General features: G+C 60.7%; 12 protein-coding genes. 9 read left to right on the top strand and 3 right to left on the bottom strand.

Going from position 1 to position 12,151, the window contains the following annotated elements:
• The first annotated feature begins 22 nt into the window (after window positions 1-22).
• Both HCR84_RS10985 and HCR84_RS10980 read left to right on the top strand, forming a co-directional pair.
• Window positions 23-586, top strand: a complete 564-nt coding sequence (locus HCR84_RS10985; RefSeq protein WP_166981049.1) for a mismatch-specific DNA-glycosylase — start codon at window positions 23-25, stop codon at window positions 584-586.
• A 127-nt stretch (window positions 587-713) separates the two neighbouring features.
• Window positions 714-3,233, top strand: coding sequence for an ATP-dependent Clp protease ATP-binding subunit (locus HCR84_RS10980; protein WP_195706635.1), 2,520 nt, complete (start codon window positions 714-716; stop codon window positions 3,231-3,233).
• Between the two features lie 64 nt (window positions 3,234-3,297).
• Here HCR84_RS10980 and HCR84_RS10975 read toward each other — a convergent pair whose 3' ends face one another.
• Entirely contained in the window at window positions 3,298-4,686 is a 1,389-nt protein-coding gene (locus tag HCR84_RS10975; protein WP_166981053.1) for an MFS transporter, read from the bottom strand.
• Between the two features lie 160 nt (window positions 4,687-4,846).
• Here HCR84_RS10975 and HCR84_RS10970 point away from each other — a divergent pair, with 160 nt between their 5' ends.
• Complete coding sequence (locus tag HCR84_RS10970; protein WP_166981055.1) at window positions 4,847-5,005, top strand: hypothetical protein; 159 nt, start codon at window positions 4,847-4,849, stop codon at window positions 5,003-5,005.
• 22 nt (window positions 5,006-5,027) lie between these two features.
• On the opposite strand, the gene HCR84_RS17740 is transcribed toward HCR84_RS10970, so the two are convergent.
• Together HCR84_RS17740 and HCR84_RS10965 are read right to left on the bottom strand one after the other, a co-directional pair.
• Complete coding sequence (locus HCR84_RS17740; RefSeq protein WP_268921434.1) at window positions 5,028-5,159, bottom strand: hypothetical protein; 132 nt, start codon at window positions 5,157-5,159, stop codon at window positions 5,028-5,030.
• 57 nt (window positions 5,160-5,216) lie between these two features.
• The gene (locus tag HCR84_RS10965; protein WP_166981057.1) at window positions 5,217-6,386 is read right to left on the bottom strand and encodes an acyl-CoA dehydrogenase family protein; all 1,170 of its coding nucleotides are present in this window, start codon (window positions 6,384-6,386) and stop codon (window positions 5,217-5,219) included.
• A gap of 224 nt (window positions 6,387-6,610) precedes the next feature.
• Between HCR84_RS10965 and HCR84_RS10960 the strand changes: the two genes are divergently transcribed.
• From HCR84_RS10960 to HCR84_RS10935, 6 genes are all read left to right on the top strand, one after another.
• Window positions 6,611-7,213 (top strand): NADPH-dependent FMN reductase, encoded by a 603-nt coding sequence (locus tag HCR84_RS10960; protein ID WP_166981059.1) that lies wholly within the window; start codon window positions 6,611-6,613, stop codon window positions 7,211-7,213.
• Between the two features lie 380 nt (window positions 7,214-7,593).
• On the top strand, window positions 7,594-7,827 hold the full coding sequence (gene nrdH, locus HCR84_RS10955) for a glutaredoxin-like protein NrdH (RefSeq protein ID WP_166981061.1): 234 nt from the start codon (window positions 7,594-7,596) through the stop codon (window positions 7,825-7,827).
• Between the two features lie 76 nt (window positions 7,828-7,903).
• A complete protein-coding gene (gene nrdI, locus HCR84_RS10950) occupies window positions 7,904-8,305 on the top strand; it encodes a class Ib ribonucleoside-diphosphate reductase assembly flavoprotein NrdI (protein WP_166981063.1) in 402 nt (133 codons plus the stop codon).
• Window positions 8,302-10,431, top strand: coding sequence for a class 1b ribonucleoside-diphosphate reductase subunit alpha (gene nrdE / locus HCR84_RS10945; RefSeq protein ID WP_166981065.1), 2,130 nt, complete (start codon window positions 8,302-8,304; stop codon window positions 10,429-10,431). Before nrdI ends, nrdE begins: the two co-directional genes overlap by 4 nt.
• 36 nt (window positions 10,432-10,467) lie before the next feature.
• Window positions 10,468-11,448 carry a class 1b ribonucleoside-diphosphate reductase subunit beta gene (gene nrdF, locus HCR84_RS10940; protein WP_166981067.1) on the top strand — a complete coding sequence of 327 codons (981 nt, stop codon included), beginning with the start codon at window positions 10,468-10,470 and terminating at the stop codon, window positions 11,446-11,448.
• Window positions 11,449-11,817: 369 nt separating this feature from the next.
• Complete coding sequence (locus tag HCR84_RS10935; protein ID WP_166981069.1) at window positions 11,818-12,147, top strand: nuclear transport factor 2 family protein; 330 nt, start codon at window positions 11,818-11,820, stop codon at window positions 12,145-12,147.
• Window positions 12,148-12,151: the final 4 nt, after the last annotated feature.

The following is a 12,151-nucleotide window of genomic DNA, read 5'->3' as shown; positions in this document are numbered from 1 at the left end:
ACCTGCACTGGATAATGGCGTGATGAGGTTTACGAAAATTGAACTCGAGCAGTTCAGGGATGCCGTCATTCCCGACCTCGTCGCCGATGGCGTTCGACTTCTCTTTGTCGGAATCAACCCGGGGCTGTGGACTGCGGCGACGCAGACCCCCTTTGCGCACCCGGGCAATCGCTTCTTCCCCGCGCTGCGGGAGGCGGGCATCTACGATGCCGGACGATCGTTCTCGTCGGGATTCAACGACGCGGATCGGCGACGCTTCACGGATGCCGGTCTCGGCGTGACAAATCTTGTGAGGCGCGCGACGGCGCGCGCTGATGAGCTGTCCCGGCACGAGCTGCGCGAAGGCGCACATGCCCTCGAGGCGCGCGTTGCGCAGTGGAATCCTCGCGTTGTGGCAATGGTGGGTCTCACGTCTTACCGTCACGGGTTCGATCGTCCGAAAGCGCTCGCAGGAAAGCAGGAGGTGCTGTTGGGCGGGGCCGAGCTCTGGGTGCTTGCGAACCCGAGCGGCCTGAACGCCCACGAGACGGTGTCGACTCTCGCAGCCTCATACGCGCAGCCCGCGCGTTCGGCCGGCGTGGTCTGAAACTCGGCTGCACCAGAGCGCGTGGCTGGTTCGCTCGTGGAGAACACCGTTCACACGGGAATGAATGACCGCGCCCAGCGTTGCATTGAGTCAAAGGCACTCAAGTTTCAACCGGGAGGTCAGCACATTGGCTGCATACTTCGGACCCGTCGGCTCGGATCCTCGCTCATTCGATGAGTTTCTGGCTCGCTACCTGCGGGGCCAGCAAGCGGCACAGCCCAGTCGCTCGATCGATATCACCCGTCTGCTCAGCAGGCGAACGCACGACGTGCTGAACGTTGCCGCGCGATTCGCCATGGAGCATGGGCACGACGAGGTCGACGCTCTGCACATTCTGCGAGTGATGGCCGAGGAGTCGCCCGCGGCCGATGCCATTCGAGGCACCGGCGCCGATCCTGCGGCCGTCGCGAGGGCCGCAGAAGAAAGTCTGCCCGCTGCGCATGACGAGAAGAGGGAGCAGCTTCCCTCCCTGACATCGTCTGGCCGTCGTCTTCTCGTCGACGCGTACCAAGTCGCGCGCGGTTTTGGGTCGACGTACGTCGACCCTGAGCACCTGTTCCTCGCCTTCGTGCTGGGCGAAGACTCGCCCGCCGCCCGCATTCTGCAGAAGGTCGGCGTGACTCCCGCGGCACTGCAGGCCGTCGCCAACGGCGAGTCGCCTGCGGGCATCTCGACGGACGAGGGCAGCTCGACAGCATCCGAAAGCCCCATGCTTGAGAAGTTCGGCCGAAATCTCACCGAAGAAGCGCTCGCGGGACGCATTGACCCCGTCATTGGGCGCCACGACGAGATCGAGCAAGCCGTTGAGATTCTCTCGCGACGCACAAAGAACAATCCGGTGCTGATCGGGGAAGCGGGGGTCGGAAAGACTGCCGTCGTCGAGGGGCTGGCCCAGAAGATCGCTGCAGACGAGGTTCCCGTGCAGCTTCGGGGCAAGCAGGTGATCGAGATTGACGTTGCGGCCATGCTGAGCGGCACTCGCTATCGTGGCGATTTCGAGGAGCGCCTCACGACGGTGCTTGATGAGATCACCGCGCGCACCGATGAACTGATCGTCTTCATCGACGAACTGCACACGGTCGTCGGGGCCGGCGGCGGCGGTGAGGGCGGTATGGATGCCGGAAACATTCTCAAACCGCGACTCGCCCGCGGCGATCTTCACCTGATCGGCGCGACGACGCTGTCGGAGTACCGCGTCATTGAAAAGGACGCGGCGTTCTCCCGGCGCTTCCAGCCGGTGGTCGTGGGCGAACCGAGCATCGACGACACGGTGACGATTCTTGACGGGCTGAAGGACGCATACGAACAGTTCCACGCCGTGACGTACACCGACGAAGCGCTCCGCGCGGCGGTGCAGCTTTCGGCACGGTACATGACGGATCGCTTCCTGCCGGACAAGGCAATCGACCTCATCGATCAGGCCGGCGCTCGCAAACGGCTCGCCGATGGCGCCGCCGTCGACGTTGATGCGCTGGGCGACGAACTCAGCTCTCTGGAAGCGGAGAAAGCTGAGGCCGTTGAGCGTGAGGACTACGAGCAGGCGTCGCGCATTCGAGACAAGATCGTGGAGGCAGAGTCAGCGGTCACGGCTGCAGCAGACTCTGTGCGCCCGACGATCGAGCAGGCAGACATCGCCGCCGTGATTGCGAGGGCGACTGGGATCCCTGTGAATCGCGTGACTGATGTAGATCGTGGGCGGCTTGCACAGCTGGACGGTGACCTTCATAAGCGGGTCGTCGGGCAGAACGATGCGGTCGAGGCCGTGGCACGGGCTGTCCGTCGCAGCCGCACGGGAATGGGCGACGAGCGTCGGCCGGTGGGAAGCTTCTTGTTCCTTGGCCCGACAGGGGTCGGTAAGACCGAGCTCGCGAAGTCGCTCGCCACCTCTCTCTTCGGCACAGACGACGCCATGGTCCGATTCGACATGAGCGAATTCGGAGAGCGGCACACCGTCTCACGGCTGGTGGGAGCGCCCCCCGGATACGTCGGCTACGACGAAGCGGGGGAGCTCACGGAGCGCGTGCGCAGGCGCCCATACTCCGTCGTGCTTCTCGACGAGATCGAGAAGGCGCACCCGGACGTCTTCAACATGTTGCTGCAGGTGCTCGACGACGGCCGTCTCACGGACGGACAAGGGAGAACTGTCGACTTCAGAAACACCGTCATCATTATGACGTCGAACCTCGGGTCGGAATTTCTGTCGAGCAAGAGCGGACCGATGGGGTTCGTCGCAGACGGGCACGATGAGATTGACGTTCGCGCACGGGTCATGGGGCGCCTCCGCGAGTCCATGCGCCCCGAGTTCCTCAACAGGATCGATGAGATTGTTCTCTTCAGCAGATTGGGGCCCGAGCAGCTGAAGGAGATCGTCCGTCATCTCATCGCGAGTACCGAGCAGCGCGTGACGGCGCAGGGCCACGGGTTCGCAATCGATGAAGCGGCCATCGCGTGGATTGCGGAACATGGCTCCGAGCCGGAGTTCGGCGCACGTCCGCTGAAGCGGCTCATTCAACGTGAAGTCGACGACCGCATTGCCGGACTGCTTGTCGACGACAGTCTTCGAGATGGTGACGACGTCGAGGTGACTGTCGCGGGCGGTGAGATTGTCGTGCGTGCCCAGCGGCATCGCGTGGCTACTGCGGCATAGGCCACGAAGACGCCCGCGGCTCCGCTCGAACGACGAGCGGAGCCGCGGGCGCGTCAGTTACCCATTACTCCTTTGAACCGTCCGACCCGCCGACGACGGCGATTTCCGACGTGGGAATCTCCGAACCGCGAATGGAAGCGCCCGCGGTCTCCGGAACGAATTTGAGGGCGATGAGACCGACGATGCAGGCAGCCATCATGTAGAAGGCCGGAATGAGAAGGTTGCCCGTTGCATCGATCAAGCCCTCGTTCACCGCCGGTGCCGTACCGCCGAAAATCGCTGTTGCCACGTTGTAGGTGATGGCAAAGCCGGCGTAGCGCACCTGCGTCGGGAACATGGCGGGGAACGTGGCAGATATCGTCGACAGTTGGATCACGTAGAGGATTCCGAGGACGGCGAAGCCGATCAGCGCGCCGACGAACCCTGTTCCCATGAGCATGTACATGGGAATGGCTGCGACGATGAGTCCGATCAGCGACACAGCCCACATCGGTCGTCGACCGACTTTGTCGGAGATGCTGCCCGAGAACGGGATGATCGCCATCATGCACAGCTCCCCGATGATGATCAGAAGCAGGGAACCGTCCTTGCTCATGTTGATCTGCGTTTCGAGGTACGTGGGCATGTAGGTGAGCAACGTGTAGTTCGTGACATTCAACGCGACGACGAGTCCGCCCATCGCGAGCAGCGGACGCCAGTACCGCATCACGAGGTCCTTCAACCCGCCTGTCGCGGACTGCTCGAGCTGCTGGGTGTCCTCCATCTCGCGGAAGACAGGTGTGTCCTCCATCTTGCTGCGAAGATACACACCGATGAGCCCCATGGGGGCTGCGAGGAGGAACGGGATTCTCCAGCCCCAGGCCATCATGGCGTCCTCACCGATAATGAGGCTCAGCACCAAGACGAATGCCGTTCCGAGCACAAAACCGAAGAGGGTTCCGAACTCGAGGAAGCTGCCGAAAAACCCGCGCTTCTTGTCGGGGGAGTACTCGGCCATGAACGTTGCCGCACCGCCGTACTCGCCGCCGGTTGAGAAGCCCTGCACCATGCGGAGGAAGATCAACAGCCCTGGAGCCCAATAGCCGATGACGTCGAAATTCGGCAGTAGACCGATCACCGTCGTCGAACCCGCCATCATGACGATCGTCAAGGCGAGAACCGCTTTGCGCCCGAGCCGGTCACCGAGGGGCCCCCAGACGAGACCACCGAGCGGTCTCACCAGGAACGAGATGGCGAACGTGGCGAGTGCCCAGACGGTTCCTCCCGAGAAGAAGTTCGCCGTGATGTACGTGACTGCTACCGAGTAGACGCCGTAGTCGTACCATTCTGTCGCGTTTCCGATTGCGGATGCGCCGATCGCCCGCCTGATGGTTTTGCGACCTTCCGGCGAATCGACGCTCGGCGCCGAATACTCCGCCTCAGGTTCGCTGTTCTCCCCTGCATTCGATGACATTGAGATTCATCCCCTCTGCAACAACGTTCTGTGCGTGCCAGGTGGCAGTGGGGCAATCATGCCGCGCTTGACGTCATTTGTCACCCATTTCGACGCGGAAGTCGGTTTAAAACACCGGCGGTGGCAGCCCGCGGGAGTTTGCTCGGATAGGATGAGCCGTATGGGCTTCATCATCTCGTTCCTGCTTTTCGTCGTCGGGCTCTTCCTTTTCGGAGTTGCCTTCAACGCGGCCGCATTTCAAGCAGCGATCTTCTTCGCAGGCATCCTGCTTGTGTGCCTTTCGTTCGGCATCCCGGCACACATTCTGTCGAAGCGATAGCCAACGAAGCTCGCGGGTGAACTCAGCCTTTCGTTCGCACCGTTCCGCAGCGCCAGCAGGTGTCTGAGTCATCGTCGATGAGAGCACCGCACTCGTCGCACACCTGACTCAGCCAGCAGGCCGGGTCTCCGCTCGGCGTTACCTCGTCGCTCATATCACTATCCTGCGACGACGCCGAAGGCGGGTCAAGACGTCGGGAACGTCGGCGGAGTCAGACCTCTGTTGTCGGGCCGAGCAATCCGTTCGCCGCTGCTTTGTGCGCGGCATCCGAATTCGAAGGATGGAACATGCCGGCGAGTACATCCCGATAGAGACGTCCCAGTTCGCTGCGCGAGAAATAGCTGCCACCGCCGGCGACGGCGATTGCCTGATCGACGACGGAGCGCGCTGTGTCGGTGGCTCGCACCTTCACCGCAGAAACCTTTGGAAACCACAGACTGCCGTGATCGATCCCGTCTGCGATGTCACTCGCGGTGCGTTCGATCTGGGCAGGTATCGCATCGAGAGCCATCCAGGCGTCTGCGATCCTCCAGCGCAGAACCGGGTCATCGGAGTATGGAGAGTTGTTGTTCTGCTTCGACGTTCGCTTTTTTGCGGCTTCGATTGCCAGTTCAAGGGCCCGCTCGGCAAGGCCCGTGTACACGCTGGCGACGAGAAGCTGAAAGTTGGAGGATATTCCGAAGATCAGCGGGTCGGGGTTGGGGCCAGGCACAAGGCGGCGCACGACGGCATCCGCTGCCGCATGTGCTCCCTCGAGCACGGTCGTGCGGCTCTGCGTCGCGCGCATGCCAACGGTGTCCCAATCGTTCTTGATCGTGAAGCCTCCGTCCTCGCGGCGCACGAACCCATAGACGACCTTGGGCGCGTCGTCTGACGTCGAATCGAGCCCCATCGTGCCCAGCACGGTCCACGCGGGAGCAAGCGACGTGAAGATCTTCGTTCCGTAGAACGAGTAGCCCCCGTCGTCGTCTGGGCGTGCCTCTGAGTTCGAACCGACCAGCACAAGGTCGTTTCCTGCCTCGCTGATTCCGAACGCATAGATTTCGCCCTGAGCGGCTCCTGTCAGAACGAAATCCAGCGAGGAGTCACCACGGTCATGCAGCTGACGCGCCACTCCGGTCCAGATGAGATGCATATTGACGGCAAGCGCCGTTGCCGGCGCAGCGGAGGCGAGGCGGCGTTGCAGCCGCGACACGTCAACGAGGGTCAATCCGGGCCCGCCAAGGGAGTGCGGAACAAATGCAGTCAGGTACCCGGACTGCACAAGCTCAGCGAGGTCGTCATCGAAGAACTCATTGTTTTTGTCGAGTCCAGCGGCTCGCGAGCGGATGCGCTCAAGCAGCGTGTCTGGCAGCAATTCGGCCATGCTTCTCTCCTCCATTGTGCGTTGGATCGTCGGTGCTGGTGCTTCCTCTATGTTCCCACCGTGTCGAAATCGTGCGGGGCGGCGATGGATTCCGACCATAAATGATGATTGCTCATGTTTTATCCCCATTACTGGGGTGAGAATTCTCCGCCTGGTCGGAACAGAATGGAGAAGAGCCGGTCCCTAGCCGGCGAAACCCTGAAGTCCCCACCCGCGAAACTCCTCAGAAGAGCGAGATCATGTCTATAAACTCCCCCCGGCCGAGCGAGCGTCCCCTACGCATCATGCTCGTCCTCGGCAGCGTTCGCCCCGGACGTGTTGCCCTCCCGATCGCCCTCTGGGTGCATGACCATCTCGGTGATGTCCCCGACATCGACGTTGATTTCGTCGATCTCATGGAGGAGCAGCTGCCATTCATGGACGAGCCCGTTCTTGACGGTGGCCAGGGATATGCCAACGCCCATTCTCGAGCCTGGAGCGAGCGCGTCGCCCGTGCCGACGCCGTCATCTTCGTTGCCCCGGCGTATGGCGACGGGTTCTCGCCCGTCGTTCGAAACGCACTCGACTACCTGAATCGCGAGTGGCACGGCAAGCGCGTTGGCCTTGTGACCTATGGGCGCGACGCGAAGAGGCTCTCACGGCGACTCGGCGACTCGCTGCAGGCGAGGGGAATGAGCGTCACTCGACCCGTCGTCGCGATCACGGATCTGCAGGCACGCGTGCGCGGATTCGACTTCGACGGAAATTCGCAGATCAGCAGGAGCTGCGTGCGTATGATCGGCGGAGTGCGACAGTCGTTCGCAGCCGTCGAGCCCCAGCTCGTCGCAGGGGGAGTTGCCTGACCACGCGTTCCGACGCGCATGATCCGACGTTGTGTCGGTCGCAAACATGCGCCGATGGTTCGACACGCGCCGACACGCCGACACGCCGACAGAATGTCGGTGGGTCGGCGTATTTTTTGTGTTGTGGATGAAGAGGAGATTCCCAGCAGTGAAAGGGCAGGTATTCGGCCATTTCAGTGTTGTATTCAGTGTGGGGCGAGCAGTGGATAACCGGTGGATAACTCGCCAAAATCGGTGGAAAGTCCGGTGGAAAACTACATCCCTGTAACTACTATCCCTAGGGGTTCTCCTCAAAACAGAGAACTATATGTAGTATTGGAAGCCCGGCGGGGGAATGCCGGGGAACAATAAGATTTTTAGGTTGGGAAAGGTCTTCAAACATGGCAATCACGGTTTACACCAAGCCTTCATGCGTTCAGTGCACGGCGACCTACCGCGCGCTCGACAGCAAGGGTCTCGAGTACGAAGTTCACGATCTTTCTGAAGACGAATCGGCGCTCGAGCAGGTCAAGGCTCTCGGCTACCTCCAGGCGCCCGTCGTCATTGCCGATGATGAACACTGGTCGGGGTTTCGTCCCGACAAGATCAGCGAACTCGCTGAACGGCTCGGCTAGCGGCACTCGGGTGCCGTGCTTTGCGTGGCGGCACCATCCGTCGTCACGTCCGCATCGTCATGGGAGGTGACTCACAATGACACGACTGGTCTATTTCTCAAGTGTTTCGGGGAATACGCACCGGTTTGTCGAGAAGCTCGGGATGCCCGCGCGGCGAATACCGCTGTACGCGAAAGACCCTGGGCTGAAGGTAGATGAGCCTTTCGTGCTCGTCACGCCGACGTACGGCGGAGGAAACGGCCACGGCGCCGTGCCCAAGCAGGTGATCCGGTTCCTCAATGATGAGGAGAACCGGAACCTGATCAGGGGAGTCATTGCCGCAGGAAATACAAATTTTGGCGAGGCGTACTGCCTCGCAGGCGACATCATCTCGGCAAAATGCACGGTGCCGACTCTCTATCGTTTTGAACTTTTTGGAACCCCGGACGACGTGAACGTCGTTCACGAAGGATTGGATCAATTTTGGAAGCGACAATGACCGACGCGATCGCGACGGAGAGCGGAATGGACTACCACGCGCTCAACGCCATGCTCAATCTGTATGGCCCCAACGGCGAGATTCAGTTCGACAAAGACAAAGAGGCTGCACGCGAGTTCTTCCTGCAGCATGTCAACCAGAACACCGTCTTCTTCCACTCGCTGAAAGAGCGGCTGGACTACCTCGTTGAGAAGGAGTATTACGAGAAAGAGGTTCTTGACCAGTACTCGTTCGACTTCATCCAGCGGCTCAACGACCTTGCCTACTCGAAGAAGTTCCGTTTTCAGACATTCCTCGGCGCGTTCAAGTACTACACCTCGTACACGCTGAAGACCTTCGACGGAAAGCGGTACCTCGAGCGCTTTGAGGATCGCGTCGTCATGACGGCCCTCGGCCTCGCAAACGGTGATGAGAAGCTCGCCGTCAGCCTTGTCGAAGAGATCATCGCCGGGCGCTTCCAGCCGGCGACACCGACATTCCTGAACTCAGGCAAGGCCCAGCGCGGAGAGCTTGTATCGTGCTTCCTGCTGCGCATCGAAGACAACATGGAGTCGATCTCTCGGGGCATCAACTCATCGCTCCAGCTGTCGAAGCGCGGCGGAGGCGTTGCGCTGCTGCTGTCGAACATCCGTGAGTCCGGCGCGCCGATCAAGCAGATCGAAAACCAGTCGTCCGGAATCATCCCCGTGATGAAGCTCCTCGAAGACTCATTCAGCTACGCCAACCAGCTCGGAGCCCGCCAGGGTGCCGGTGCCGTCTACCTCAACGCGCACCACCCCGACATTCTGCGCTTCCTCGACACCAAGCGCGAGAACGCCGACGAGAAGATCCGCATCAAGACGCTGTCGCTCGGCGTCGTGATTCCCGACATCACCTTTGACCTCGCTAAGAAGGGCGAGGACATGTACCTCTTCTCGCCGTACGACGTTGAGCGCGTCTATGGTGTGCCGTTCGGCGACATCTCCGTGTCCGAGAAGTATCAGGAGATGGTGGACGACGCGCGCATCAAGAAGACGAAGATCAATGCGCGCGAGTTCTTCCAGACAATCGCCGAGATTCAGTTCGAGTCCGGTTACCCCTACGTCGTCTTCGAAGACACGGTGAACAAGGCAAACCCGATCAAGGGCCGAATCAACATGTCGAACCTCTGCTCGGAGATTCTGCAGGTGAACACGCCGACCACATACAACACCGACCTGTCTTACGACCAGATCGGCAAGGACATCTCGTGCAACCTCGGCTCGCAGAACATCGCATTGACGATGGACTCGCCCGACTTCGGGCTGAGCATCGAGACATCGATTCGCGGTCTCACGTCGGTGTCTGACCAGAGCCACATCAGCTCTGTCCGTTCCATCGAAGACGGCAACGACAAGTCGCACGCCATCGGACTTGGGCAGATGAACCTGCACGGCTATCTTGCTCGTGAGCGTGTGCACTACGGCAGCACCGAGGGCATCGACTTCACGAACATCTACTTCTACACGGTGCTCTTCCACGCCCTTCGCGCGTCAAACGCGATCGCAAAAGAGCGCGGCGAAGCCTTTGAAGGATTCGCCGATTCGACGTACGCCTCGGGGGAGTTCTTCGATAAGTACACGGATGCGGTGTGGGAGCCGGAGACCGAGCGCGTGCGCGAGCTGTTCGCACACGTGCACATTCCGACCCAGGAAGACTGGTCGGAGCTCAAGCGTGACGTGCAGGAGCACGGCATCTACAACCAGAATCTCCAGGCCGTGCCTCCGACAGGATCGATCTCGTACATCAACAATTCGACGTCGTCGATCCACCCGATCGCGTCGAAGATCGAGATTCGCAAGGAAGGCAAGATCGGCCGCGTGTACTACCCGGCGCCGTTCATGACGAACGACAACCTCGAGTACTACACCGACGCCTACGAGATCGGCTACGAGAAGATCATCGACACCTACGCCGCAGCCACGCAGCACGTTGATCAGGGACTCTCGCTCACGCTGTTCTTCAAGGACACCGCGACGACCCGCGACATCAACCGCGCGCAGATCTACGCATGGCGCAAGGGCATCAAGACGATTTACTACATTCGCCTCCGACAGCTCGCCCTCGAGGGCACTGACGTGAGCGAGTGCGTCAGCTGCATGCTCTGAGCTGACTGACGAATACCCGAAAGGCAGAGAGAACCCGTGACTCCCCCCGAGAAGCTGAAACTGGTTGAACAGGTTCAAGCGATCAACTGGAACCGCATCGAAGACGAGAAAGATGTCGAGGTGTGGCACCGTCTCACCGGAAACTTCTGGCTCCCCGAGAAAGTGCCGCTCTCCAACGACGTGCAATCGTGGAACACGCTGAACGCGAAAGAGCAAGAGCTCACAATGCGCGTGTTCACCGGTTTGACGCTGCTGGACACGATTCAGGGCACCGTCGGTGCTGTCTCGCTCATTCCTGACGCAGTGACACCGCACGAAGAGGCCGTCTACACGAACATTGCGTTCATGGAATCGGTGCATGCCAAGAGCTACTCGTCGATCTTCTCGACGCTGTGCTCAACCAAGGAGATCGACGAGGCATTCCGTTGGTCTGTCGAGAACGAGAACCTGCAGCGCAAGGCAGCGATCATCATGGACTACTACCGTGGTGACGACCCGCTCAAGCGCAAGGTCGCCTCGACGCTTCTCGAATCGTTCCTGTTCTACTCGGGCTTCTACCTGCCGATGTACTGGTCGAGCCGGGCCAAGCTCACCAACACAGCCGACCTCATCAGGTTGATCATCCGCGACGAGGCCGTGCACGGGTACTACATCGGCTACAAGTACCAGAAGGGCCTCGAGAAGGTCAGCCAGGCCGAGCGCGACGAGCTCAAGGACTACACGTTCAACCTCATGTACGAGCTCTACGAGAACGAGGTGCAGTACACGCAAGACCTCTACGACGGCGTCGGTCTCACCGAAGACGTCAAGAAGTTCTTGCACTACAACGCCAACAAGGCGCTGATGAACCTCGGCTACGAACCAATGTTCCCCAGCACGGCCACCGACGTGAACCCGTCGATCCTCTCGGCGCTCTCGCCCAACGCAGACGAGAACCATGACTTCTTCAGCGGGTCGGGTTCGTCGTATGTGATCGGCAAGGCTGTCTCGACTGAAGACGAGGACTGGGACTTCTAAGCCCGGAATTCATGCGACGCCCAAGCGGGCGGATGCGCAACCAGGGCCCGCAGAGATCTGCGGGCCCTGGCTTTTTTCTGCCTCCTCGCTCTGATCGCTTCGAGTCACTCGCGGACCGGGGCGCGGCCGTTACAGACGCGGCTCGCACACCGAGGCTGGGTGGGCAACAGCACGAATTATCGCGCTGAACCCGCTCACAGCCGCACACGAAAAGTTGCACACGAGAGACTGTCAGAGGAGCAAACTGGTTAGGACGGTTTATGGCGGTATTTGGCACGACGTCTTCTACCCGATCGGCCCACCCGATCGGCAGAGTGCGCCCCTCGCGCCGGACGCTCGTGCGTAGAAGCGAGACGGAAGGAAATTTTCGTGAGTACAGCATCTCTCCCTGGCCCCATTCAGGAGTTCATCGACGCAACCAATTCTGGCGACACCGAGCGGTTCGTCGCTGCATTCTCTGAGGACGCCTACTTAAACGACTGGGGTCGTGAGTTCTCCGGTCGCGACGGCGTTCGCAGCTGGGACCGGACTGACAATATTGGTAAGCAGACGCACTTCGAGGTCGTCGCCATCGCTCCCGGGGCGCAGGACGGGTCGTACGCCGTCACAGTGAACGTCACGGGCAACGGCTTCAATGGAACAGGCCCACTCGATTTCGTCGTGCGCGACGGCAGCATCGCGGAGCTGCGCATTAGCTGAGGCG

It is taken from the genome of Paramicrobacterium fandaimingii (assembly GCF_011751745.2).
Taxonomy (GTDB): Bacteria; Actinomycetota; Actinomycetes; order Actinomycetales; family Microbacteriaceae; genus Paramicrobacterium; species Paramicrobacterium fandaimingii.
This window is presented reverse-complemented; position numbering and strand designations above follow the sequence as displayed.